36 protein-coding genes and 2 tRNA genes are annotated in these 21,090 nt (G+C 55.7%); 33 read left to right on the plus strand and 5 right to left on the minus strand.

All coding sequences use genetic code 11. The features are described from left to right. Window positions 1-44: 44 nt before the first annotated feature. Window positions 45-191, plus strand: coding sequence for a 50S ribosomal protein L40e (locus tag FGU65_RS09365; RefSeq protein WP_301664189.1), 147 nt, complete (start codon window positions 45-47; stop codon window positions 189-191). 72 nt (window positions 192-263) lie between these two features. On the opposite strand, the gene FGU65_RS09370 is transcribed toward FGU65_RS09365, so the two are convergent. Together FGU65_RS09370 and FGU65_RS09375 are read right to left on the minus strand one after the other, a co-directional pair. After that, window positions 264-920 carry a putative phosphothreonine lyase domain-containing protein gene (locus FGU65_RS09370; protein ID WP_301664190.1) on the minus strand — a complete coding sequence of 219 codons (657 nt, stop codon included), beginning with the start codon at window positions 918-920 and terminating at the stop codon, window positions 264-266. A 31-nt stretch (window positions 921-951) separates the two neighbouring features. Then, window positions 952-1,716: a sulfide-dependent adenosine diphosphate thiazole synthase gene (locus FGU65_RS09375; RefSeq protein WP_301664191.1), complete on the minus strand. Its 765-nt coding sequence runs from the start codon at window positions 1,714-1,716 to the stop codon at window positions 952-954. A gap of 151 nt (window positions 1,717-1,867) precedes the next feature. Between FGU65_RS09375 and htpX the strand changes: the two genes are divergently transcribed. From htpX to FGU65_RS09395, 4 genes are all read left to right on the plus strand, one after another. After that, on the plus strand, window positions 1,868-2,749 hold the full coding sequence (gene htpX, locus FGU65_RS09380; RefSeq protein ID WP_301664192.1) for a zinc metalloprotease HtpX: 882 nt from the start codon (window positions 1,868-1,870) through the stop codon (window positions 2,747-2,749). A gap of 73 nt (window positions 2,750-2,822) precedes the next feature. Continuing rightward, window positions 2,823-2,893 (plus strand) — tRNA-Gly (locus tag FGU65_RS09385). A gap of 3 nt (window positions 2,894-2,896) precedes the next feature. Further along, window positions 2,897-2,970: transfer RNA gene (locus FGU65_RS09390), tRNA-Val, on the plus strand. A gap of 443 nt (window positions 2,971-3,413) precedes the next feature. Next, the gene (locus FGU65_RS09395) at window positions 3,414-3,620 is read left to right on the plus strand and encodes a hypothetical protein (protein ID WP_301664193.1); all 207 of its coding nucleotides are present in this window, start codon (window positions 3,414-3,416) and stop codon (window positions 3,618-3,620) included. A 93-nt stretch (window positions 3,621-3,713) separates the two neighbouring features. Here FGU65_RS09395 and FGU65_RS09400 read toward each other — a convergent pair whose 3' ends face one another. Together FGU65_RS09400 and FGU65_RS09405 are read right to left on the minus strand one after the other, a co-directional pair. Beyond that, window positions 3,714-4,025 carry a hypothetical protein gene (locus FGU65_RS09400; RefSeq protein WP_301664194.1) on the minus strand — a complete coding sequence of 104 codons (312 nt, stop codon included), beginning with the start codon at window positions 4,023-4,025 and terminating at the stop codon, window positions 3,714-3,716. Then, complete coding sequence (locus FGU65_RS09405) at window positions 4,026-4,220, minus strand: CopG family ribbon-helix-helix protein (RefSeq protein WP_301664195.1); 195 nt, start codon at window positions 4,218-4,220, stop codon at window positions 4,026-4,028. A gap of 158 nt (window positions 4,221-4,378) precedes the next feature. Here FGU65_RS09405 and FGU65_RS09410 point away from each other — a divergent pair, with 158 nt between their 5' ends. The 27 genes from FGU65_RS09410 to FGU65_RS09540 all read left to right on the plus strand — a co-directional run bounded on the left by FGU65_RS09410 (window position 4,379) and on the right by FGU65_RS09540 (window position 19,284). Further along, complete coding sequence (locus tag FGU65_RS09410) at window positions 4,379-4,519, plus strand: hypothetical protein (RefSeq protein WP_301664196.1); 141 nt, start codon at window positions 4,379-4,381, stop codon at window positions 4,517-4,519. Continuing rightward, entirely contained in the window at window positions 4,516-4,998 is a 483-nt protein-coding gene (locus FGU65_RS09415) for a hypothetical protein (RefSeq protein ID WP_301664197.1), read from the plus strand. The genes FGU65_RS09410 and FGU65_RS09415 overlap by 4 nt, the downstream gene beginning before the upstream one ends. A 5-nt stretch (window positions 4,999-5,003) precedes the next feature. Further along, window positions 5,004-5,576, plus strand: coding sequence for an HNH endonuclease (locus FGU65_RS09420; protein ID WP_301664198.1), 573 nt, complete (start codon window positions 5,004-5,006; stop codon window positions 5,574-5,576). Continuing rightward, entirely contained in the window at window positions 5,576-5,767 is a 192-nt protein-coding gene (locus FGU65_RS09425; RefSeq protein ID WP_301664199.1) for a hypothetical protein, read from the plus strand. The genes FGU65_RS09420 and FGU65_RS09425 overlap by 1 nt, the downstream gene beginning before the upstream one ends. After that, window positions 5,764-6,015, plus strand: a complete 252-nt coding sequence (locus tag FGU65_RS09430) for a hypothetical protein (protein ID WP_301664200.1) — start codon at window positions 5,764-5,766, stop codon at window positions 6,013-6,015. Before FGU65_RS09425 ends, FGU65_RS09430 begins: the two co-directional genes overlap by 4 nt. Further along, the gene (locus tag FGU65_RS09435) at window positions 6,016-6,204 is read left to right on the plus strand and encodes a hypothetical protein (RefSeq protein WP_301664201.1); all 189 of its coding nucleotides are present in this window, start codon (window positions 6,016-6,018) and stop codon (window positions 6,202-6,204) included. Window positions 6,205-6,380: 176 nt separating this feature from the next. After that, window positions 6,381-6,545: a hypothetical protein gene (locus FGU65_RS09440; RefSeq protein WP_301664202.1), complete on the plus strand. Its 165-nt coding sequence runs from the start codon at window positions 6,381-6,383 to the stop codon at window positions 6,543-6,545. A gap of 167 nt (window positions 6,546-6,712) precedes the next feature. Beyond that, window positions 6,713-7,210, plus strand: a complete 498-nt coding sequence (locus FGU65_RS09445) for a hypothetical protein (RefSeq protein ID WP_301664203.1) — start codon at window positions 6,713-6,715, stop codon at window positions 7,208-7,210. Beyond that, window positions 7,207-7,401 (plus strand): hypothetical protein, encoded by a 195-nt coding sequence (locus FGU65_RS09450; RefSeq protein WP_301664204.1) that lies wholly within the window; start codon window positions 7,207-7,209, stop codon window positions 7,399-7,401. Before FGU65_RS09445 ends, FGU65_RS09450 begins: the two co-directional genes overlap by 4 nt. After that, window positions 7,398-7,556 (plus strand): hypothetical protein, encoded by a 159-nt coding sequence (locus FGU65_RS09455; RefSeq protein WP_301664205.1) that lies wholly within the window; start codon window positions 7,398-7,400, stop codon window positions 7,554-7,556. Before FGU65_RS09450 ends, FGU65_RS09455 begins: the two co-directional genes overlap by 4 nt. Beyond that, window positions 7,553-8,269, plus strand: coding sequence for a recombinase RecT (locus tag FGU65_RS09460; RefSeq protein ID WP_301664206.1), 717 nt, complete (start codon window positions 7,553-7,555; stop codon window positions 8,267-8,269). The genes FGU65_RS09455 and FGU65_RS09460 overlap by 4 nt, the downstream gene beginning before the upstream one ends. Window positions 8,270-8,704: 435 nt before the next feature. After that, complete coding sequence (locus FGU65_RS09465) at window positions 8,705-10,345, plus strand: SIR2 family protein (protein WP_301664207.1); 1,641 nt, start codon at window positions 8,705-8,707, stop codon at window positions 10,343-10,345. Window positions 10,346-10,570: 225 nt separating this feature from the next. After that, window positions 10,571-10,981, plus strand: coding sequence for a hypothetical protein (locus FGU65_RS09470; RefSeq protein ID WP_301664209.1), 411 nt, complete (start codon window positions 10,571-10,573; stop codon window positions 10,979-10,981). Window position 10,982: 1 nt separating this feature from the next. After that, window positions 10,983-11,150 carry a hypothetical protein gene (locus tag FGU65_RS09475; protein WP_301664210.1) on the plus strand — a complete coding sequence of 56 codons (168 nt, stop codon included), beginning with the start codon at window positions 10,983-10,985 and terminating at the stop codon, window positions 11,148-11,150. Then, on the plus strand, window positions 11,143-11,745 hold the full coding sequence (locus FGU65_RS09480) for a hypothetical protein (protein WP_301664211.1): 603 nt from the start codon (window positions 11,143-11,145) through the stop codon (window positions 11,743-11,745). Before FGU65_RS09475 ends, FGU65_RS09480 begins: the two co-directional genes overlap by 8 nt. Then, window positions 11,742-12,431, plus strand: coding sequence for a helicase HerA domain-containing protein (locus FGU65_RS09485; protein WP_301664212.1), 690 nt, complete (start codon window positions 11,742-11,744; stop codon window positions 12,429-12,431). The genes FGU65_RS09480 and FGU65_RS09485 overlap by 4 nt, the downstream gene beginning before the upstream one ends. Window positions 12,432-12,434: 3 nt before the next feature. Next, window positions 12,435-12,791, plus strand: coding sequence for a hypothetical protein (locus FGU65_RS09490; protein ID WP_301664213.1), 357 nt, complete (start codon window positions 12,435-12,437; stop codon window positions 12,789-12,791). A gap of 545 nt (window positions 12,792-13,336) precedes the next feature. After that, on the plus strand, window positions 13,337-13,462 hold the full coding sequence (locus FGU65_RS09495; protein ID WP_301664214.1) for a hypothetical protein: 126 nt from the start codon (window positions 13,337-13,339) through the stop codon (window positions 13,460-13,462). 147 nt (window positions 13,463-13,609) lie between these two features. Further along, a complete protein-coding gene (locus FGU65_RS09500; protein WP_301664216.1) occupies window positions 13,610-14,599 on the plus strand; it encodes a hypothetical protein in 990 nt (329 codons plus the stop codon). Window positions 14,600-14,755: 156 nt separating this feature from the next. Next, complete coding sequence (locus FGU65_RS09505) at window positions 14,756-16,591, plus strand: hypothetical protein (RefSeq protein WP_301664217.1); 1,836 nt, start codon at window positions 14,756-14,758, stop codon at window positions 16,589-16,591. After that, window positions 16,588-16,962: a hypothetical protein gene (locus FGU65_RS09510; protein WP_301664218.1), complete on the plus strand. Its 375-nt coding sequence runs from the start codon at window positions 16,588-16,590 to the stop codon at window positions 16,960-16,962. Before FGU65_RS09505 ends, FGU65_RS09510 begins: the two co-directional genes overlap by 4 nt. Before the next feature lie 4 nt (window positions 16,963-16,966). Continuing rightward, window positions 16,967-17,116, plus strand: coding sequence for a hypothetical protein (locus FGU65_RS09515; RefSeq protein ID WP_301664219.1), 150 nt, complete (start codon window positions 16,967-16,969; stop codon window positions 17,114-17,116). A 3-nt stretch (window positions 17,117-17,119) separates the two neighbouring features. Further along, window positions 17,120-17,269, plus strand: coding sequence for a hypothetical protein (locus tag FGU65_RS09520; RefSeq protein WP_301664220.1), 150 nt, complete (start codon window positions 17,120-17,122; stop codon window positions 17,267-17,269). A 3-nt stretch (window positions 17,270-17,272) separates the two neighbouring features. Further along, a complete protein-coding gene (locus tag FGU65_RS09525; protein WP_301664221.1) occupies window positions 17,273-17,731 on the plus strand; it encodes a hypothetical protein in 459 nt (152 codons plus the stop codon). Then, window positions 17,732-18,103: a hypothetical protein gene (locus FGU65_RS09530; RefSeq protein WP_301664222.1), complete on the plus strand. Its 372-nt coding sequence runs from the start codon at window positions 17,732-17,734 to the stop codon at window positions 18,101-18,103. 10 nt (window positions 18,104-18,113) lie between these two features. Then, window positions 18,114-18,713: a hypothetical protein gene (locus FGU65_RS09535; protein ID WP_301664223.1), complete on the plus strand. Its 600-nt coding sequence runs from the start codon at window positions 18,114-18,116 to the stop codon at window positions 18,711-18,713. Between the two features lie 13 nt (window positions 18,714-18,726). Further along, window positions 18,727-19,284 (plus strand): hypothetical protein, encoded by a 558-nt coding sequence (locus FGU65_RS09540; RefSeq protein ID WP_301664224.1) that lies wholly within the window; start codon window positions 18,727-18,729, stop codon window positions 19,282-19,284. 100 nt (window positions 19,285-19,384) lie between these two features. Here FGU65_RS09540 and FGU65_RS09545 read toward each other — a convergent pair whose 3' ends face one another. Further along, the gene (locus FGU65_RS09545; protein ID WP_301664225.1) at window positions 19,385-20,419 is read right to left on the minus strand and encodes an integrase; all 1,035 of its coding nucleotides are present in this window, start codon (window positions 20,417-20,419) and stop codon (window positions 19,385-19,387) included. Window positions 20,420-20,468: 49 nt separating this feature from the next. On the opposite strand from FGU65_RS09545, the gene FGU65_RS09550 reads away from it, so the two are divergent. Then, window positions 20,469-20,720, plus strand: coding sequence for a hypothetical protein (locus FGU65_RS09550; RefSeq protein ID WP_301664226.1), 252 nt, complete (start codon window positions 20,469-20,471; stop codon window positions 20,718-20,720). The last annotated feature ends 370 nt before the right edge of the window (window positions 20,721-21,090 follow it).

Here is a 21,090-nt window from a genome sequence, read left to right on the forward strand (position 1 = left end):
CAGAGAGCGCAAATAGTAGTGAACTGACAAGTGGGGTTTTACTCATGGCACGATTCGCTGAAGCAGAAGCACGATTACTCAACGTAAAGATATGCATGAAATGCAACGCACGGAACGCAATCCGCGCAACCCGCTGCCGCAAGTGCGGCTACGAGAATCTCCGGCCGAAGTCCAAGGAGCGGAAGGCCTAGAGCCCCTGCTCTTTTTGTGCATCGATACAGTAAATACCGGTATATCCGGGAAAAACTTTTTTCAAAGGGTTTTCAGGCGCTGTAGTAGGTGACCTTCTTGCCCTTCTCGCTGTACTCGCCCAGGTAGGTCTCGATGTTGCGCTTGTAGCCGATCCGGTCGGTAACGCCGAGTTCGCGGAGCCGTTCGCGCACCCGCATGACGTCCGCCTCGTCGCTCCAGTCGCGTGTGAAGACGTAGATGACCGTCCGGCCGTCGCGCGCGTCGGGGTTCTCCTTTGCCGTGCTGACCCGTGCCGAGATGCCGAGCCGTCCGGCGGAGGTCTCGTCCCGGACGCGCCGCCAGACTGCGTCGGCATCGGCCGGGTCGACGAAGATAAGCCATTTGCCGCCGAGTTCGTCGTCGAACTCCGCACTGTTGAAGTCCGGCGCGTCCTGGACGATCCAGTACATCTGGGTTGTCCGTGAGGGGGCGACCCCCTCGCCGGCCAGCAGCTGGCCGTAGATCGCTTCGGTCGAGCCGAACCGTGCCTCCAGCGCCTCGGCAAGCTGCGGGTACTCATCCCGGAACCCGGTGAAGATCTCCTGGAAATTTTCCCAAAAGTCCCGGTCCGACTCGACGAGTTCGAAGAGGTACGACCCGCGCCGGCAGAGTTCCCGGTTTACGACGATCTCGAATATTCCGTATGCGATCTCGGCAAGCGCCTCTGCATCAACTGTATCCGTGGTCATGGTCTTCGCCCTGCGTGGTGGATCGTATCCGTTATTTTCCGAGTTTTTCGGCGACGAGGGCTGCAGCCCGTTCGCCCGAGAGGAGCATTCCGCCGAAGATCGGCCCCATGCGGCTCTCGCCCGCGACGGCGTTGGCCGCCATGCCGGTCACGACGAGACCCGGGTAGATCTCGCGGGTGTGCCCGACGATGTTCGTCTCGGCCCGCTCCGCCCACATGAAACTCTCCCCCTTCACCGCGATCTCCGCACCCTTCGCTTCGACCATCCGGGCGACCACCGCGTCGTGCCCGGTGGCGTCGATCGTGCATGCGCAGGCGAGGGTGAGGGGGTCAACGTGCAGCCCGGCCATCTCGACCGGCGTCCAGTTGACGACGAGGCCGCTCACCCGGGCGTCGCTCTTGATCATGACGTCCTCGACGGTGGTGAGGTTGAAGAACTCGACGCCGGCGTCGCAGGCCGCGGCCGTCAGTTTCGCGACGGCCTCAACGGAGGAGGCGACGAAGTAGCCGGGGGCATACTCGCGGTGGGTGATACCGAACCGGTCGAGGAGCCGCCGTGCCTCCTCCTGGACGACGATCCGGGGGAACATCATCCCGCCGCCCCACATGCCGCCGCCGATGCTGAGCTTCTTCTCGATGAGAGCACATTTGACGCCCCGTTCACCGAGCAGCGCGGCGCAGGCAAGCCCGGAAGGCCCGCCGCCGACGATTGCGGCGTCCATCTCCAGGTAGTCGAGGAGTATCCTGGTCTGCTCCTCGACGATGGCTCTGCTGATCGTCACTTCATTGAGTTCCATCTGGGTTCACTCACCTACAGGTTAGTTGCTGTCTCCTAATAATGGCAGTGGCGCGGACAGTCCCGGAGCCCCTGAACGGGGGCGTCTGTAATTTGCATCCAAATCCGGCGACGGATGTATTAATATGCCTCCCGTGAAACAGTAGTCCATAATGAAATGGACGCGAGACTTTGGGTTGACGGCGCGGATGGCGTTGACGTCGTTTCTGCTGCTCATCGTCTACCTGATATTCCTGGGTATCCTCTCGGCGCTCGGGTTCGGTTTCGAATTCCTCCTGCTGATTGCAGCGGGAATGGCATTCTTCCAGTACTTCTTCTCGGACAAGCTGGTGCTCTGGAGTACGGGCACCCGGATCGTCGAGGAGGACGAGTACCCCGAGCTGCACCGGATGGTGCAACGTCTCGCGGCTGAGGCGGATCTTCCCATGCCGAGACTCGGCGTGATGTCTTCGCCGGTTCCGAACGCGTTTGCGACCGGCAGGAGCCCGAGCAACGCCGTCGTGGCGGTGACCGATTCGATCGTGCGGATACTGAACAAGGACGAGCTCGAGGCGGTCCTCGCCCACGAGCTCTCGCACGTGAAGAACCGCGACATGCTGACGCTGACGGTGGCGAGTTTCCTCTCGATGCTCGCCTTCCTGATCATGCGCAACTGGCTCTTCATCGGCCTCTTCGGCCGGCGGGACAACAACGGCGGAGCGTTGATCCTGGTCTTCATCGCCTCGATCCTGGTCTGGGTGGTGAGCACCCTGCTGATCCGTGCCCTCTCCCGCTACCGGGAGTTCGCCGCGGACCGGGGCAGCGCCTACATGACGAAGAACCCGCGGGCGCTGATATCGGCGCTGCAGAAGATCAGCGGCCGGATGGACTACATTCCGGCCGAGAAGAAGCAGGAGGTGGAGGGTGCGAATGCGTTCTTCATCATCCCCGCTCTCTCCGGGAACACCCTGATGGAGCTCTTCTCCACCCACCCGCCGCTCGAGAAGCGCGTCGCGGCGCTCGAGGCGCTGGAGGCGGAGGCCAGGGGATACTAACCCCCCGAAAACCCCTCCGGTCTCAACCTTTATTATCCGGTACCGACAAAATACATAGGCACTTCGTGCACACGCATCGATGGTCTAGTGGTATGACTTTGGCCTTCCAAGCCAATAGCCCGGGTTCAATTCCCGGTCGATGCATCAGGGCTCGTGGTCTAGCTGGTCATGACGTCGCCTTCACACGGCGAAGATCGGGCGTTCGAATCGCCCCGAGCCCATCTTTCGGGCTTATTTTGGCAAATTAAGACCATTTCTACCGTCGTTTTTGTTTGGAGTTCGGAGACTGCGTTATCTAGCAATTTACCCGCATTTAGGGCTTTATTCGTCAAAAATTCGTAAGTCTCCGGCGACACGGTTGTGTGTAACCGTTTTCTAAATCTCCGGATTCTCGCCTTTTTCGGTTTTTCTCCTTTATTCATTTCTCTTTTCTCCTGTCCGGACATGTCCGGACACATCCGGACACACATGAACATCTAAGACTCTGCTTAGACCACCTTAAAGAGAGGGTAACAACGTCGGGCGGGGGTCTGCTGAACTATCACCTAGGGTAGCTTATACTAACTGTAAAAGAATCCGGCGTTGGATTTATCCGATTTTAAACGTTTATTGGTCAATCCATCGATTCAACTTATTTCGCAATTTTACGAAACCGACCATAGCCATGCACCCACCAACCGTGCCAATGAGTATTCCTGACATAAAGGATTCAGGAGTTGCTGCACCGAACGATACTCCACCGAAAAACAATAAGATTCCAACAATTAGCAATATCCATGGTACTTTATCCATAGTTACCACTGTTGCTGTTGGATATATAAAAGCTATCAAAAGTATATATGCGGTTATAACTGCCGATGCAAAATTTTGAACAACCCTTCGAGTTCAGAGACTCCTTGACCCATCCATCTCTGTTGGATGCCACAACCGATTATCTGTCTCGAGCTGTAGCGGCATTCCCTGCCTACCCGGGAGTGGAGTTCTCTGCCGGCACCGCGGCCACTACTTCTTCGACGCACTCTTCCGGGATGCCGTACAGCGTGGAGGCTTCTTCCACGACCTGCCGGTGAGGGACGCCGCGCCGGAGCATCGATGAGACCGTCCGGCGGATCTCATATGCGATCTGCTCATCTTCGTAGACGCCGTTAACCCGGCCGTACTTCAGGAGGTACCGAGAGAGCTCTTCTGAGGAGTTGGCGTAGATCTGCTTTTCATAGCAGAATGAAACATCAGCCCATACGCGACGGCTGGGAGACACCTTGACAGGCAGCAACATTTAATCAATCCACCCTTCTTCGACTTTGACCCATTCCGGCTTGTTTTCCTGCTTTTCGAGAGCCTCGACATAGAGCGCCAGTACATGAACAACCATGTTGGACCGGTCTCTATGCTGGACCTCCGCGAGCTTGTCGATCTTCTCGAGCAAGTCCACCGGCATTCTCACGCATACTTGCTTTGTCTCCTGTGCCATGACTCCCCTCCTCTCATTTTTCGATCTGTCAACTGTTGTATGACAAAGGTATACCGGAAGGCATAAATCTATTGTAATTAACTGTTATTGTGTGCATTACAATGCATAACAAAGAACAGAACGAGTTAATAAACCTGGGTTTCCGCGTCCCTCGCTGGATGCTGAAAGCCATACGCGAGGTGCAAAACCGGAACCATATGGTTACCCGCACTGAAGCGGCGCGTCTTGTCCTGGTGAAAGGGCTTGAGACGCTTGGTATCGACCTTGAGAAGACCGAAGTAAAAGAGGCTGAAGCATGATTGTAACAGTCCACGATCTGAATGAGTTTGAGGACCGCGTTGAGTTTTCAAAGGATGTCTTCTTCACCTGGGAGACGAGGAACGAAGGGAGGCATCTCCCGAAGATAGCAGTCGATCAGAAGCTGTATGGTGTCGGCCGGGACGGTGTGTCCCTGGTTGTCTACAACCGTGTGACAATGGTAACCGTAGACAACGCAGGCGACGCGCCGAACCTCTATGACGGCATCCAGATAGCGGTGCGGAAGGAGATCAAGGACTTCGAGGCAGAAGCCGCACGGTTCGCAGCTGCGCATGGCTGCAAGGCCGTAGCGGGTGATCTGAAACCGTCACCCCTGAATGCACATCTCTCTTCTATGCTCGCTCAGAGGCTTGAAGCTATCGAAGAGCGGGTGGCGAAGGTCGAGCGGTGCGCGGCTTGTCAGTGTGCGGAGATCCGGACGCTCGAGAAGACGATCTCACCGATCATCACCGGGAGCTGATGGAGATGGCAAACTCATCTGAGACCATCCCTTATCTCTCGGACCTCGTAGCCTCGCAGAGGTTCCTCCGGGGCGACTGGTACGTGATCCCGCACGAAGGCCGGATCTACAATAGATTTCATGCGGAGGTGAAGGGCACCCTGACCGGCTCCGGCTACCTGATGATCGGGACCAAGTGGAATGGGATGGCCGTGGCGATCATGGCCCATCGTGCCGTGTGGATCGGCACTCACGGCGGGAAGATCCCGGAGGAGCAGGGGCAGCAGATCGACCACATCAACGGAGATAAGACGGACAACCGGATCGAGAATCTCCGGCTCGTCTCCCCGCGTGAGAACTGCCGGAACCCGAATGCACCGAGCGGGTTCTTCCGGCCGGGGGAGGATCATCCGCGGGCGAAGCTCACGAATGAGCAGGCGGAGGAGATCCGGCGGCGGTGGGCTGAGACCCGGGAACTTCCGAAGGGGCGCGGCCGGCTGACGCAACGCCGGTTAGCGCATGAGTACGGAGTACCACAGCAGCAGATCAGCCTGATTCTCCGGGGGAAGGCATACCCGGCTGCGAGGGGTGAGGCGTGATGGAGCAGCAGCAGACGCACTATCACTATCACCTCGATCCGGATTCCATCGAGATCGGGACGCCGGGGAAGGGCGGGTGCATCAAGGTATACGGAGACTGCCGGAACCCGGAGGACTTCCGGAGGAGGATTCAGGCCGCTCATGAGCTCCGGAAGTTCGCAAACGAGCTGATTAACGAGGTGGCGAGATGAGCCGGACGCTCCTCGGGCGGGTTGTACGCTTTCATGGTGATTTCCTCGCGGGGGTTGCGGAGGCCTTCGGAGACCGGCCATGGACTGCTGCAGACCTTCGCCGGCACGGGATATCCCTTCCGGCCGGAAGGGGTCTGCAGTATTTCCATAACTCGGACGCTATCGAGCGGGTTTCAAAGGACAATCGGCATGTATGCACCTGGAAGTTGTCGGAGAAGTACCTGCAGCGATGGAAGGGGGCGGCATGAGTGGCGCAAACCTTTGCAGATAAAAACACGGAGGTACGGAAGTTCGAGCTCGAGAAGCGGTTTAACACGATGGAGCTGCACCTGCAGCGGCAGCTTCAGCAGCGCGACCGGGAGATCGCAGAGCTGAAGATCCGGATGGCTGCGCTCGAGTCCGGGAGGTGCGGAGGATGTCCGACACTCGCACCCTGACAACCGGCCGGTGGTTGTGCTCGGGGTGCTTCCGGAAGGGCAAGATGACGGTGATACCGGAGGGTGTGAAGTCCTGCAGGCTATGCGGCAGTATGAGCTTCCGGCCGGAGTTCGATCCGGCTGCCCTTACAGAGAGTGAGGAGCGACGGAGACAATATTCCAAGGAGGATAGGTGAATGCGTTTCGTCGAAGAGTCGTTTGTCCTGGATGAGAAGGAGAGGGAGATGAGCCGCATCCTGAAGCTGGACGTTCAGAAGATCTGCCGGGGTGCCGTCCGAGAGGCGATTATCGAGAGGATTGCTGAGTTAGTAGCGAACGAGAGGAAGCGGAGGAGGGCTTAAATGCGTCTCATACCTCCTTTCATTTCCGCTGGAACTAATTTTCCCGCTACTACTACTACTACTACCACTGTACTAAGTACTGTACTAATAATAATAGCACAGTACTACACACAGCGGTTTTCTTCCCTCCTATCCCCCTTTCCGGGCATCCAGAGGCAGAGAAGGGGGTGGAGAGCATAGCCCGAGTTTCAACCTCCGTTAGCCTGTTGCCGGAATTAAAACCGGCCGTTGATGCCTTCGTGAAAGGCGGGGGGAACTTCTCCGGGCTGGTGAACAGTCTCCTGAAGGTGTACTTCTCGAAGGGTCGTGATCCGGTAGCGGTCGATGTTGTTGTATCAGATGTACAGAACCAGCTCTCTACCCTGCAGCAGGGGATGCAGCAGTTACAGTCCAAGATTGATTCCCTTAACGCTCTCAAGGCGCAGGCGGCGCATGAAGAGAAGAAGAAACTTGCAGGCCTGGAAACGCTCATCCGGGAGATGTTCGATGACAGGGGCGAGTATGAGAACATCCGGTACTGGATACGAGAGCTCGGGGGGCGGGATGCTTTCTCACGGGGGATGCGGAACCGGTGCACCCTGGTAGCGACGAAGGCCGGCGTTTCTGAACAGGTTGCAAAAACGGCGATTATCAATGAACTTCCTGAATTGGAGGAGTATCTATGACTAGTGATACCTGGGAGTGTCCTCGGGGGCACACATTTGTACGGACGGTCGGCTATTCGTGCTGCTTCCATGAAGACCGGTCGGAGCTGACTCCCCGGATCGGAGAGGAGCAGTGCCGGCACTGTGGCGATGAGGTGCAGGAAGGGTGCCTGCTCACCGTCCTAGCGTATTTCGGGGAGATCGAGGTATGATGTCTCTCACTGAGCTTGCGGAGCGGCTGGCAAAGGACGCGGAGCGGGCGAAGGCGCAGATTGAGAAAGACCGGCAGTACTACCGGGAGAACCGGGAGAGGTGGAAGACGGTCTACAATCCCCGGAAGCAGGCGAAGAGGAGGGAAGACGCATGACCGCTGAGATCGCCGTTGTCGGTGAGTATTCCGCGAAGCAGCGGGAGATCATGCTTGAGACGGTGGCGAAGGGCTGCAAACCGGAGCAGTTCATGCTGATGCTTGAGCTGGCGAAGAAGTACAAGTTGGACCCGTTCGCCCGGCAGATATGGGCTACCCCGATGGGTATCATCGTCGGGCGGGATGGGTTTCTCACCCTGGCGCACAACTCCGGGAATTTCGACGGGATGGAAACCGCATTCGAGGAGCGAGACGGAAAACTGTTCTCCGCGACATGCACGGTTTACCATAAGAAGATGAGTCACCCGATCCGGGTCACCGTCCGGTTCGATGAGTTCTACAAACCGACGCCGCCCGGGAAACAGCCGGGAGCCTGGGATAAAATGCCGTACGTCATGCTGCAGAAGTGCGCCGAGTCTCACGCGCTCAGACGGGCGTTCTGCATCTCCGGGCTGTACGACGAAGCGGAGATGCCGGCGGAATACTCCTCGGCAGAGTTCGCGACGACGGCCACCGTTGACGGTGAGCCGGCCACGGTGGAGAGGATGCCGGCAGAGGGGAAGTGCTCAAGGTGCGGGAAGCACGACCCGCTCCTTCCTCCGCTCCTCGACAAGTACCGGGGGGCTTTCGACCGGGACGGGCTGACACTCCCGGCTGGTATCTGCGAGGAGTGCGCCACGGAGGTATGGAAGCAGCAGAGGAGAGGGGGATGAGCGGCCGCTTTCTGAGAGTATTTATGAGGTTTCTGATGTTCTCGCTTGGTCGAGATACCATTTTATTTGTAGTACGCTATGCAACTTCATGAGAACGGGGGGGTCCTTTGTGAAAGGCGAAAAAAATTCTATTGTCATCTACTATAACCATCAGACCGGTATGATCTATTATTACGATAGCAATAACGAGGGAAAAACTCTCGATAGTCTGATTCGGTCAATCGTTCAACAAAGTGGGCATAGTGGTACCTATTCGATACGTATTGAGGAAAGTGCGTAATCCCTAACTGCTGAAATTGTGAGATGGAGCTATAGTGAAGACCGAATCTGAGAATAGAGGAGGATGGGAGGGGTATAAAAAGATAAGGTTAATATGGGGGAGGCTCTCTGTCTTTTGTGTTATAGAATTGTGTACTTCTTTTTGGGGAGAGAGTGATGGCGCTTGGAATAGAAGAGAGATTATCAGACCACTTGAGTCAATTTGAGACACTTCCTTTCCTTTTCGTTGGCTCGGGTCTTTCGAAGAGATATATAGGATCAGAATCTTGGGAACTTTTACTCACAAAATTTTCTGATAGGTTACAGAAGCAATTCAGTTACTATCGTTCCTCTGCCAAAGGCGATCTAGCTGTTGCAGGGAAGCTGTTAGCAAAAGACTATCACGAGTACTGGTTTCACAATTCTGATGAACACAAGATTAAGTCTTATGAGCCAGAGTTAACAGAGGAAAGTTCACCCTTGAAAATAGACATATCTGAATACCTATTGGAGAGGTCTAATGAAATTAAACAAGATGAGACTTTATTGAAAGAATTAGACCTGTTGAAAAGAGCAAATGTCGATGGAATCATCACAACAAACTGGGATATTTTACTTGAAGAGCTGTTTCAAGATTATGTGACATTTATTGGGCAGGATGAGTTACTCAATTCAACGCCACAAATGATTGGGGAGATTTACAACATTCACGGATCGTGCAGATCTCCAAATAGTATTGTTTTAACTTCAGATGATTATGATAAGTTTTCCAAGAAAAATCCCTACTTAATTGCCAAACTGTTGACCATTTTCATCGAGCACCCTGTCATCTTTATGGGCTATTCGCTTCAGGATGATAATATTCGAAATATTTTGAATGATGTTATCGCATGTTTAAGCGAAGAGAATATAAAACGAATGGAGAAACAGTTAATTTTCGTGGAATGGGATGAGGAAAATAAAGGGGATGCGATTTACAACGATTATTCTACTTATGGTGGAAACACAATACCAATAACAGTGTTTAGGACCGATGATTTTTCTGCTATCTTTAGAGCATTATGTTCAATAGAACGAAAGATACCAACGAAAATATTGAGAGTATTTAAAGAACAGTTGTATGAAATTGTTAAAACCAATGATCCAACGGATAAAATAAACGTATGTATTGATATCAATAATGAAGAGGACTTAAGGGATATCCGCTTTGTTGTGGGTTTTGGAGAATGCACTAATGTAAGTGGAGAAGGTACTAATGTAAGTGGAGAAGGTACCAATGTAAGTAAGGTTGGGTATCTTTCAATTAAGGTAAAACATCTTATTCGAGACCTAATTTTTGATGATCTCAAATGTGACCCAAAGGAAATAATTCAATCTACTTGGCCGAATCTGGCGAAAAGTTCAGGCAAATACATACCTCTGTTTAAATACCTACGAGAGGGCGGTTTCATTACTGATGATGGAATACTTGACGGGGATCTACCTCCCAAAGTGATAAGTACTGCTCTCAAGATTGCCTCAGATGAAAAATACTTCGACATTCGGGGATATGATCAAAAAAGGAAAGATATACGAGAAGCCCATTTAAGTCTCCCAGAACTCTTTGAACTATATGATACAGGCGTCATATTGTACTATATTTTCCTAATGAACCCGGAAGATATAAGGACTCATGACTTATACGACTACCTGCATAACTACTACGAGTATTATGAATTAGAAGAAGTGGGTCCACGTCGCTCATTTTTTAGGAAGCTAGCATGTCTGTATGATTGGTTAGAATACGGGAATTTTGAAAAAATAACCGTTGCCGAATAGAAATATACCCATTTTCCCTTCCCTCCCTGTATTATGGCTTTCCGGGGAGATCCCCATAATATGTGAATCTAGCGATGGGAATTCTCCTCACTTATCCTTTGACACCCTCTCTTTTTCTCCTCATGACTGACCCGGAGAAGATCGCCGTCGGCACTATCGGAATCATTGAAAGGTCTAACCCCTAATTACTACCCTCTTTTCTCCTTTTTCTCCTCACTTCTCCTCATGGAGAATCCGGAGAAGTACGCGGTCTGCCTCGCCTGCGGGAACGAATGGGAGGTCAGAGACCCCGGTGTAAAGAAGAAACGGAAGTGCCCGATCTGCGGCAAATACCGTGTAAAACTCAAATCCGATATTGCAGACGATATCGAAACCCCGCCCGAACATCCCGGAGCGGAGGCCGCTCCCGGCGAGAATACCCGATCTCCCCCGGGAGAAGGGGAGAATACTCCGGAGAAGACCGGAGAAAAAGAGGAGAAAGCCGGAGAAGAGAAGGGCGGCGGCTGGCTTGTCCTGGCTGCGCTCATCGTCCTGGCAGTCATGGCCTGCTCGTTTCTCTGGTCTGCTCTTCGTCCGGAACAGCATAACGCTCGCACTCCTCAGAGACGCTACCAGAGACCGGTAGGAGGCTGGTAAGGTGTTCGGCGGCATCAACGCGGCTATGAAACTCGCAGACATGGCCGATAAGATCATCAACGATGCAGGCCTCCGGGAGAAGTTCAACCGGGAGGGGAAGATCGGCGGCCGGCTGCAGATCGAAGAGTACGATATCCTCTTCGAGGTCCGGAGGCGCGAGCATGTCTGAAGATGCCCCTTCGGAGGAACTGAACCGGAAAGACATCACGGCCGATATCATCCTCTCGGATGCCGATATCGGCGGGGAAGACCGGCCGGCCGGAGAGCCTGCAGCGGCCGACCGGGGCGATCATCCGGTGGTCACCATCCTGGATATGGCCGTGAACACCGGGTCCGACTACTGCCGGTCGGAAGGGCTGCCGGCACCGAACACGGCGGTTTATCAGAACTTCTCCCGGCCGTTCATGAATCAGGCCATGTGGCATTACCTCCCGGACGGGAACATCCCGGACGATCCCCGGATCGCCCTGGCTGTCGGTGTCGGCGGGCTTGTCCTGGCATTTGCTCCTACTCTCATGGAGCTGCAGCGGCGGAGAAGTGAGGAGAACGAGGGAGAAGAGCGGGAGGAGAGCGAGGAGAAACCGGAGAAGAGAATTAAGAACCCGGTCACCGGCTCGGAATATCAGGTGAAGGAATGGCCGGTACAGAGGAGGGAGAAGCGGGGGGAGTACATCCCCGCTCAGGATATCGACACCCCGAAGCAAGGGGCAGAGGCTCCCGTATGGGCGGGGAGGCTGCAGGCCGGGAGGATTCCGGGGCTATGACCGACGAAGGGCCGGACATATCGGCAAACGTCCACCGGCTGATCGCCGCTCCCACCGGTGCCGGCAAATCTCACTTCGTCGGCTACCTCTGCGAGAAGCTCTACGAGCAGAAGCGCCCGTTTATCATCCTGGATACGAAGACACAGAACCATATCGGGCTGATCGGTCTCAAGGGTGTCAAGCGGCTGCAGATCCGGCCGGGAGTGGAGTACGACTTTAAGCGGCTGGTGGAGTTTGATCACCTTCTCTGCGTCCCGACGATCCGCACCCGTACGGAAGACCTGATCGAGCAGTACTCGCAGCTCATCGATGCGGTGTATACGGCTGGGAAGAGCACGGTGCTCCTGGTCGAGGAGGCGCACAACTACAACAAAAACTCGTATGCACCCTCACCCATTCTCGAGCTCGTCGCCCGGGAAGGCCGCGGCCGGGGGATCTCCCTATGGTTCGTGACACAGCGTATTCAGGACTTCCCGAAGCTCCTGTGGTCGCAGTGCTACTACACCTACCTCATGAAGTTCCTCATCCCGCAGGATATCCGGTACGTCGAGCAACTGATACCGGACTTCACCCGGATTAACCGGGAGCTGAACCGGTATGATGTCCTCGAGTTCGACCATTCGACCGCGGAGTACCGGATTCTGCCGAAAGAGACGGTACAGCGGAAGACCAAGCATTACGGGTGAACGATGGCGGCGACAAAGGCACAGAAGACACCAAAGGGACGGAAGAACTACGGCCGGAACAAGGGCCGGGGCGATGCCGGAGAAACGGCGGTGATGCGGATGTTACGGGTCGAGGGGTATACCGTCTCGACCGCTCCGGAGCACCCGCACGGCTGGGCGGATATCACTGCGACGAAGGGGCGGGAGACCCGCCGGATACAGGTGAAGAATATTACTTCCCGGCGGTTCCTCACGGCTGCAGCGGCACTCCGGAGAATCCGGGGGAGACCCTACAACATCCGGCGAATACCTCCGGGCGGTGAGGTCTGGGTGTTCGACGCTGACGGCCGGCGGTATGTCTTCCGGTCCGGGGGGCGGTGACTGTGGCCGGGAGAAACCCGAAAGGCTGGTGGCGGGTTGCGGTATCAAACCGGGTGCTGCAGCGGTTGGATAACCTTCGAGAAGAACTCAATGAGAGCGAAGGAAAACAGCTCTCATACAGCGCTACCATCGAGATTCTTATACAGAAGTATCGTTCCAAAAGTAAAGATTAAGCTAACTCTTCGATCTCTTTTATCTCCCGAGTTGTAAAAATACGTAAGTATAAATATGGTGGAATAGAAGGGGTTTCTATGGACGTCCTGTTTGATGTGTGTAATAAATGCTCATCACTGGGAGAGTTTAGGAAGTTTGCTGTACTCCAAAAAAATTTGCATGTTGACGGCAGTGTAGAATTATTGCTTAAATGTGAAGAATGCGGAAATGAGACTGCTAGATGCTTTCCTGTAAAGTAGTTTGGATCATCCGTATTACACTACTGCAAGTTGACATAAGTATCCCGTTATAATCTGCGATATAGAGCAGAGCATACCCCATTCCGGGGTTGTTACTACCTCTTTTTGACCGCTCGCACCGGAATAACCGGCATGGACACTACAATCGCTGTTGGAGTGGTTGCCGGGCTTATCGCCTTCGCTACTCCCTGGGTTGCGTGGGCGTACGTCGTCCATGTCCGTGCTTCGACCGCCGTCTTCGGTGAGGAGAAGAAGTAAAACGAGGTGCAAAAAGCATGATTGACATTGAAACGGGAGTAAAGGCGGCCGGCGACAAGTTCATGGAGTACGGTCTGCCGCTCATCATCGGTGTGTTCGTTGTGACCATCGTCATGTCGTTCCTGAAGAAGTGAGGAGGAATACACCGTGTACAGTAAGATTCGGACGCTCAGCGATACTCTTTCGCTGAACAAAACGAGCATCAACCTTCCGAAAGATGCCGTCCTGGACGCTATCATCATGAAGGTCTCGCTCACCATCGCCAACGCGAGCGGGGGAGCGTACTCCGCTACCGGGCTGGACGTTCTCGCCGCCCTGCAGGAGGTCCGGGTGATCTCGGACGGTTCGACCGTTCACTATGCGCTGAACGGGAAGGATATCGCTATCCTCAACGCCTTCGACGGGCTCTTCGGCAGTGCTCCGGTCGCCAAGGATACCGTGAGCATCGATGACAGTGCATCCGCGACGAAGACGTACATCCTGGTCCTGAACGAGGGCGATATCCTGGCCGTCACGAAGGACTCTCTCGAGCTCAAAGCGGTCTTCAACACGACCCTGGCAACCGGCGTCACCGTTTCCGCGGCCACCATCACCGTGAGCGTCTCGGAGAACGTCTACACGCCGGAAGAGTTCGTGGTGAAGTACGGTGCCGGCCTCGAGGCTGCTGCAGAGCCGAAGGTCTACGCTCTCTCTACCGGGATCACGGCCAATACCGAGCTGACCGGTATCATCGACCTCCCGACCGGCACCCTGCACCGGCGCGGGGTGATGACCTTCACGGACGCTTCCGGGGTGTACGGCAATGCCGATCCTGGCAACGTCGGACTCATCGTCACCTCTCCGGATCGGCGGGAGCTGCTGAACGTCGATTACCCGACGCTCCGCGGCATCCTCGGATACAAGCACGTTGTCGAGGGTGCTCCTCCGGTCGGCTGTGCGATCTTCAACTATGCGATGGAGGTTGCGAGCGACGGCTACGGGCTCCGCGGCTGGCGGTGGACGAAGGGCGACTACCAGCTTGCCGTGAAGACGGCCAACGCCGGAACGCTCCGGTACATCTCCTGTGAGCATGTCGTGAACGCCCGGGCGTTCGAGGCGGCAGAGCGGGCGCTGATCGAGGGAACGCCCGGCTTCTGAGGCTTGAGGGGTTGATATGGGATGGGACTCTTCGGCATTAACCTACCCTCCATATCTCTACCGAAAATAGCCCTCCCGAGCATCTCCCTTCCCTCTCTTCCGAAGATAACGCTCCCTTCACTTCCGAAGGTCACGCTTCCGAAGATCTCCCTTCCTGTGGTATCGCTCCCGAAGGTCTCTCTTCCGTCGCTGCCGGCGATCTCCCTCCCTGCAGGGATGCAGGCCGGGACGAAGGCGGCGCAGAAGTTCATGGAGGAGCAGGCGCAGCGGGCGCGATGGGCGGCCGAAGCTGCAGCGGAGGCGGCGGCCGGTGCCGGCCGGACGGTCTCGAGCATCCCGAAGGTATCGCTCCCGGTGGTGAGCATCCCGAAAGTGGAGCTGCCGAAGGTCTCTCTCCCGACTGTCAGCATTCCGAAGGTGACTATTCCCACCGTAGCTTTGCCAAAGGTCGAGCTGCCGAAGCTTCCGGATTTGCCGAAGGCTGCGTTTGCTCTTCCTGCTGCAGTTGCCGGCGCGGGTGCGTCCACTCTCGGCTGGGTGACGAGCGGAAACGCTCCGGAGTTCCCGGACCTCTCGCAGGTTCCCGGGCTGTCTGCAATCGCCGGCCTGGGTGCGTCTTCGGTCGGTGCGGTGCAGCAGGGAACAGTCCCGAAGCTCCCGGATCTCAGCGGGGTGAAACTTCCTCCGCTCCCGAAGATCGATCTCCGGCAGAGCAACGGGACGGCACAGAGCGTTTCGGGTCTTGCTGACACGGTGATCGATGCCCGGGACAAGAACTACGAGGACGGGATCACCCGGGTCATTGCGGGAGAGAACAACGCGGAGAAGGTCTTCGGTGCTGCTCAGTTCGGCAGCACGGCGGCGGTCGATGTGCTCCTTCCTCTGGATCTCGTGAACGTCACCAACAAGATGGCGACGGGCCGGGGAGGAGAGCTGACCGGGGATGATTACCTGTGGGCGGCGGTGGATGCCGGCACAATTGCGCTCGGCGTCGTTACCGGCGGTATCGGGTATGGTGTCGGGAGAGCGGCGATTAAAGGAGGAAAACTAGGGCTGAAAGCGACAAAAGGAGGTACAGAATTGTTTAAATTAAGTTCGATTGCGAGTGCGGCGAAGACCGCTGCATCCGCAAAGGCAGCAGCTGCAGCGAGAGCCGCGGCTGCAGCACGGCAGGCCGCCGCTATCAAGGCCTCTCAGGTAGCGGCCGCGGCAAGGGCTGCGGCATCTGCCAAAGCTGCTGCAGCGGCGAAGGCCTCTGCTCAGGCGAAGACGGCCGCGGAGATGAGGGCGGCTGCAAAAGCGGCTTCGGAAGCAAAGGCTGCTCAGGCTGCGGCCGAAGCAAAAGCCCTTGACGCGGCGAGGTATGCAAAAGATGCGAAGCTCGCATCTGAAGCAAAGATCGGCTCGGAAATGAAAGGAGCGCAGACCCTTGAGGTCAAGATGCCGAATGTCCCGAAGTCCGGGAGCCTGGGAAAGAGTGCGCTCTATGCGGTGGCCGGTGCCGGCGTCGGTTACATGGGCCTGCAGGCGCTCGGTGCGCTCGAGTCTCCGGCCGTAGGCGGCGGGGGAGAAGTCCCCTATACCGATCCGTACAGTGCATATGACCCCTTCGCGGGACTCGGAGGCACTCTGCCGTACTCCGGCGGCTCATCGGAGTACCCGGGCGGTCCGTGGTATGACGGCGGGGACTATCCGTACACCGATCCGTCCGGTCTCCCCTCGGAGTATCTGCCAGATGGCTATGTCCCTCCGGAGTATCCGGGCGGGGAGTACTTCGCTCCGGCTGAGTACTTCGCGCAGGATGTCGGCGGCTTCCTGGAAGGGCTGCCGGTCGTCGGTGATCTCTTCGCAGCGGCAAACGAGCGGGGGCTTGCGCTGCCGCTCCTGCTCGGGTGCTGTCTTGTCGTCGGTGGCGGTGGCTACTATGTCGCCACCCGGACGCAGGCGGGGAAGTCGGCAGTCCGGACGGTCAAGGGGGTTGTGGGTGCATGAGCCTCTACAACCCTCTTCTCCGGGTTGCACAGATGGCGAAGACCGGAGAGGTAAGCGGGACGCTGAAGGCAACTTCCGAGACGTTCCAGAAAGCCGGTGCTGCCGGCGTCGATGCGGTCCGGCGTGTCGGTGACGCTCCCGGGGTGCAGACGGCTATCGGCCGGTTCGGGAAGTACTTCGGTATCCCGGCCGGCGTCGGTGCGGGTGTCGGTCTCGGAGCGTATGCGGCCGGGACCGGGATTAAGGAAGGTCTCGGGTTCTCGGATGCCACGGATGCGGTGAAGAAGAGCTCCGGTGTTGTGCTCTTCCTGGTGCTGCTGATCGCCGGGGTCTTCGTGCTCGGGAAGCTGCTTGCGATGAAAAAGGGGTGAGGATGTGACGTATGAGACAGTAGCGCTCTTAGTGGCCATCGGCGGCCAGTACCTGATCCTCTTCTCCCTGTACCAGAAGATCACAACCGTGCTCTTCGAGACCCGGATGTGTCCGATGCACCAGAAGATCGGAAAGACCCTGCAGGAGGAATGAGCGGTGAGCTGTCCTACCTGTGCGGATCTCCTGGGTGCCGGCGACGAGACGAAGAGCGGGGATGCCCTCGGAGGCCTTCGGCAGTACCTCCCGTACGCCGTGGTTGCCGTCGTGGTCCTTGCTGGCCTGTACCTGTTCCTCCGGAGGCGGTGAGGTATGGAACTATCCTGCCTCGCTAAGATGCTCTGCGGGGAGATGCTCGAGGTGAAGAAAGGGCTGCTGCGGCTGATCGAGTCGGCAAGCGACGGCGTGAAGATCCTCGGGCTGATCTACAAGTCGCAGTTTACGCAGGAGATCAAGGCCGATCAGTACCTGCAGCAGTGGGACAACTTCATGATCGGGAAGCTCAAGCCGATCCTGAAGAACAACCTCTCGCTCGACGGGGCGACGACGGCCCGTATCCACATCTGCCTGGGAACTGCTGCGAAGCTCGTCTACTTCATCAACGGGCAGGCCGCGTACCTCAACTCGGCTCAGGACCTCAGCGCGGAGTGCGGGTATGTCTTCGATGTTCCGATGAACCCGGGCGATACGCTGAATTATGCGCTCTCGTTCGATGACTCGGAGTATACGGAGATCACGGTAAAGTTCGTGCGGCTGCAGGAGGTGCGGTGAGTGCCGGAAAGCCTCACCCCTCCTCAGGGCCTGATCGCGGTTACTGAGCGGCGGCGGATCTACGGGTTCCCGATGGGGATCGGAACCGGTGGGGCTGGCACGAAAGTCACGGCTTCCCCGCCACCTGCATACAAAAGCGGTGCAGGGATGCGGGTCATGATCATGGAGGGAACCTTCTCGCCGTACGTGAAACCACAAGTTCAGGAAAACCCTTCTTTTGTCGAAGGAAACGGGGCGGGACTTCGGATCGCAATCATCACGCCCCATACCGTTGATGCCGGCGCTGCAACCCGCATCACCGTAGTTACGCCAACTACGATACAGAGTGGGTCGGGCACCGGGGTCACGGGCGTTGATGTTCAATCCATTTAAGGAGATTACGATGAATCAGTCTGAAATTACAGAGAACGCGCCTCCGGGCGCAGGATCGGGTATTGCCCTTACTGTTACCGTCCGGGATGCTGAGGGCAATATCATCGATGAGAAGTGCAAAAACGGAGACCTATTCCTTCGGAATTGGGGCTATGTTATTGCCGGATTGCTGAAATACGGCTTCAACTATACCGGGGTTAAGGACTACTTCTACAACTTGCCTGACGGCACGGTGTATAAGGTACCTGACACCCTGTATTGGTGCGCTGGCCAATCCTATTGGCTGAACACCGGGCGTATTGTTCTTGGTGGTTCTTCCCAAGCTCCCAGTGTGCTTGACTACAAACTTGGCAACCAACTGAAAGAGGTGGTGCCTAACCTTCCCGCCCTGGTGACTGACGGCAACATCATCAAGATAATCTTCACCGGAACGGCCTCTTTTGAAGTGGAAACCATCGTTTCGGAGGTAGGCATAAAGATGAACAACCCTTGCGTTATCGGCGGAACAGCAATATTCCTCACCCGGGATACCTTTGAGGCTGTGACCGTTTCGGCAGGCGGCACGATCACGGTGCAGTTTGAGATGTGGTTCAACGGAGTACCGACGTAAGGAGGCGAGAACCATGCACAGCACCATATTGCTTAAAATCAAGGCTCACGATGCCGATGGAAACCTCATCCACGAGGAATGTAAAGAGAATGACCTTTTCCTGTGGGGATGGGGTGTTCTCATCGCTCAGATGTTTAAGGTCGCCTTCCAGTATACCGATCCAACGGTCTTTGAATACTTCGATATCAATGGAACGGTGCGAAATACCGTTTCCTCCGGTCACTACGGCTACAATGTCCTCCCCTGGGCGAACACGGCCCGGGTGCAGGTCGGGAGTGGGCAGGGAGCACCGAGTATCAGCAACTATCAGCTCGAACAGTACGTTGCAGAGGTCATCCCCAACATTCCCGATGTGATAGTTTCCGGAGATATCGTGAAGGTCCTCTTCTCCGCAACTTTCGCTTTCCAGAGTGAGACTGTCTGCGCTGAGACCGGGGTGAAAATGGGTGACGTTCTGAATGATGGTGTCTTCTTCCTCATCACGCGGGATACCTTCACGCCGGTCACGGTCTCGGCGGGCGGTTCGCTCTCCCTGCAGTACGAACTGTGGTTCAACGGGACACCCACCTAATTCCCCTTTTTCAAAGGTACTCTGATACGGCCTGCAGGGAGATCGGCTATCTAACACAATCCGCAGGGCCGGTTTCCGGCCGATTTTCCCGGAAAAGGGGTTATTTCCTCTTTAACTCCGGGCGTTCCTTGATGTACGCCGCTATCTTCGTTTTATTCGCTCCGGGTAATTCCTTGATAATCTGAGCATGGGGCTTTCCGGCTCGCAACATGCGATCAAGTGCCTGGTAATCCATATCCTTCTTGTTCTTCCCGGCGATCAGGTTGCCTTTGCTCCCTTTCGGTTTGGTTTTCGGTTTCTCAACCGGTGCGGGGGTAGGCTTCGGTTGTGGCTGGGGTTCTGCGGTCCATCCTCCGGGAAGGGGGATCTTCCCTCCGGCCTTCGGGGGGATTGGGAAGAGATCGACCACTTTCTGATATGCGGTTACGGACTGCTTGATCTTGTTCAGGTAGTGCGCCGATCCTACCGTCACCGGGGCTCGGCCCTGCATGAAGTCGGCTATTGATTCCGAAACATCGTTCTCGACAAGGAAGTTCAGGCTCCACTTCCGGATCGTCTTTGCCGATACCCGGCCGTGCATAATCCCTCTTTTGATGTAGTCCTCTGACTGAAGGGAGACCTTCGAGAGTTCAGGGATGAAGGCTGCCGGGAAGAAGAGGCGGTAAGATCTCTTCGTGCCGTGGGAAAGGGCGGCTGATGGGATGTGCGCCACTCCTCCATTGATTGTGATCTCCTGCGGGTCGAAGCTCTGAAGGGCGGCGTACAACTGAGAGAACCGGTTACCGGTATAAACGAGAGCCTTGAAGAAGGTCTTGTACTCCTGCGGGCAGGCGTTGTAAGCCTCGATAATCTCCTCATTCGAGGGGTATATCTCCACGACTCCGGACTTCCGGATCTTGACGTTCTTTCTCCATTTCTCGAGGGAGTACCCTAACGGGTTTTCAACCTCGATATCCTCGAGATAGTTAAAGAAGTTCTTGATGCCTCTCGTCTGCTTATCGCCGTCCATGTCCCTGAAATCAAGGGGCTTGGTGATATCGTCCTCTGCATCCTTTACGAGGTACTTGTCAACGGCTGCGATGTAGTCCTTCCTGGTTCTATCTGAGAGGTCACCGGCCTTAACACGACGTTCCAACCACGTAACGAATCCTTCTCTATGGGACTCATAGAACTCATTGAATGTCTTGAAACTCGAAGGTTCACCTGCCGGATTAGTTAACTCATTAGGGTTAACCTCTCTATGGGTGCGCGAGGTTCTTGAAAATTCTTCTAAACGATTTGCGCTGTCCTTTTCTAAATCGGGGCAAGGAATGACGTCGCCTTCACACGGCGAAGATCCTGAGTTCGAATCTCAGCGAGCCCATCGCAATATAAACCCTGATTTGGGAAACCAGCCCGATTTTTTGAATGCGGCTGTTCCAAATCCGGGCATATGAGTCTCTTAAATAGGGAGATCTCATCCTCTATTATTTTGATTCGTTTTTCAAATGCTGCCACATGGCACCGTATTTCCGGTTGTAGAACCTCGCCTGTGACCACAACAAATGCCTTCTGACCTTGGATGCACGTTTCGTAAATCGAGACAGATTCTCCGACAACATCACCGCACGAAAGGGGTAAACGGACAACAGGATGGGTAATATTCGGTTTGGGAGTTATTTTTCCGATTTTCGCTGTTCCAATCTTCCTCATTCTACCATCAGTGATAGTAGAACTGTTCTAAGCGTATCAAAGATCGTCTGCTTGGCAGTGTCAATGGCGGTCAAAAGTGTACACCCGGGCGGGCTTGCCGGGAGGTGAAAAGCG

Origin of the sequence: Methanoculleus frigidifontis (assembly GCF_030464345.1) — an archaeon.
In the GTDB taxonomy this organism is placed as follows: domain Archaea; phylum Halobacteriota; class Methanomicrobia; order Methanomicrobiales; family Methanoculleaceae; genus Methanoculleus_A; species Methanoculleus_A frigidifontis.

Coding starts and splice junctions, on each gene's coding strand:
- FGU65_RS09440 (WP_301664202.1), top strand. CDS start 6,381: ATGCGTTTCGTCGAAGAGTCGTTTGTCCTGGATGAGAAGGAGAGGGAG.
- FGU65_RS09400 (WP_301664194.1), bottom strand. CDS start 4,025: ATGTTGCTGCCTGTCAAGGTGTCTCCCAGCCGTCGCGTATGGGCTGAT.
- FGU65_RS09375 (WP_301664191.1), bottom strand. CDS start 1,716: ATGGAACTCAATGAAGTGACGATCAGCAGAGCCATCGTCGAGGAGCAG.
- FGU65_RS09525 (WP_301664221.1), top strand. CDS start 17,273: ATGGAACTATCCTGCCTCGCTAAGATGCTCTGCGGGGAGATGCTCGAG.
- FGU65_RS09410 (WP_301664196.1), top strand. CDS start 4,379: ATGCTGAAAGCCATACGCGAGGTGCAAAACCGGAACCATATGGTTACC.
- FGU65_RS09415 (WP_301664197.1), top strand. CDS start 4,516: ATGATTGTAACAGTCCACGATCTGAATGAGTTTGAGGACCGCGTTGAG.
- FGU65_RS09430 (WP_301664200.1), top strand. CDS start 5,764: ATGAGCCGGACGCTCCTCGGGCGGGTTGTACGCTTTCATGGTGATTTC.
- FGU65_RS09395 (WP_301664193.1), top strand. CDS start 3,414: ATGCACCCACCAACCGTGCCAATGAGTATTCCTGACATAAAGGATTCA.
- FGU65_RS09480 (WP_301664211.1), top strand. CDS start 11,143: ATGTCTGAAGATGCCCCTTCGGAGGAACTGAACCGGAAAGACATCACG.
- FGU65_RS09450 (WP_301664204.1), top strand. CDS start 7,207: ATGACTAGTGATACCTGGGAGTGTCCTCGGGGGCACACATTTGTACGG.
- FGU65_RS09490 (WP_301664213.1), top strand. CDS start 12,435: ATGGCGGCGACAAAGGCACAGAAGACACCAAAGGGACGGAAGAACTAC.
- FGU65_RS09510 (WP_301664218.1), top strand. CDS start 16,588: ATGAGCCTCTACAACCCTCTTCTCCGGGTTGCACAGATGGCGAAGACC.
- FGU65_RS09540 (WP_301664224.1), top strand. CDS start 18,727: ATGCACAGCACCATATTGCTTAAAATCAAGGCTCACGATGCCGATGGA.
- FGU65_RS09420 (WP_301664198.1), top strand. CDS start 5,004: ATGGCAAACTCATCTGAGACCATCCCTTATCTCTCGGACCTCGTAGCC.
- FGU65_RS09470 (WP_301664209.1), top strand. CDS start 10,571: ATGGAGAATCCGGAGAAGTACGCGGTCTGCCTCGCCTGCGGGAACGAA.
- FGU65_RS09535 (WP_301664223.1), top strand. CDS start 18,114: ATGAATCAGTCTGAAATTACAGAGAACGCGCCTCCGGGCGCAGGATCG.
- FGU65_RS09485 (WP_301664212.1), top strand. CDS start 11,742: ATGACCGACGAAGGGCCGGACATATCGGCAAACGTCCACCGGCTGATC.
- FGU65_RS09425 (WP_301664199.1), top strand. CDS start 5,576: ATGGAGCAGCAGCAGACGCACTATCACTATCACCTCGATCCGGATTCC.
- FGU65_RS09465 (WP_301664207.1), top strand. CDS start 8,705: ATGGCGCTTGGAATAGAAGAGAGATTATCAGACCACTTGAGTCAATTT.
- FGU65_RS09455 (WP_301664205.1), top strand. CDS start 7,398: ATGATGTCTCTCACTGAGCTTGCGGAGCGGCTGGCAAAGGACGCGGAG.
- FGU65_RS09495 (WP_301664214.1), top strand. CDS start 13,337: ATGGACACTACAATCGCTGTTGGAGTGGTTGCCGGGCTTATCGCCTTC.
- FGU65_RS09460 (WP_301664206.1), top strand. CDS start 7,553: ATGACCGCTGAGATCGCCGTTGTCGGTGAGTATTCCGCGAAGCAGCGG.
- FGU65_RS09405 (WP_301664195.1), bottom strand. CDS start 4,220: ATGGCACAGGAGACAAAGCAAGTATGCGTGAGAATGCCGGTGGACTTG.
- htpX (WP_301664192.1), top strand. CDS start 1,868: ATGAAATGGACGCGAGACTTTGGGTTGACGGCGCGGATGGCGTTGACG.
- FGU65_RS09365 (WP_301664189.1), top strand. CDS start 45: ATGGCACGATTCGCTGAAGCAGAAGCACGATTACTCAACGTAAAGATA.
- FGU65_RS09370 (WP_301664190.1), bottom strand. CDS start 920: ATGACCACGGATACAGTTGATGCAGAGGCGCTTGCCGAGATCGCATAC.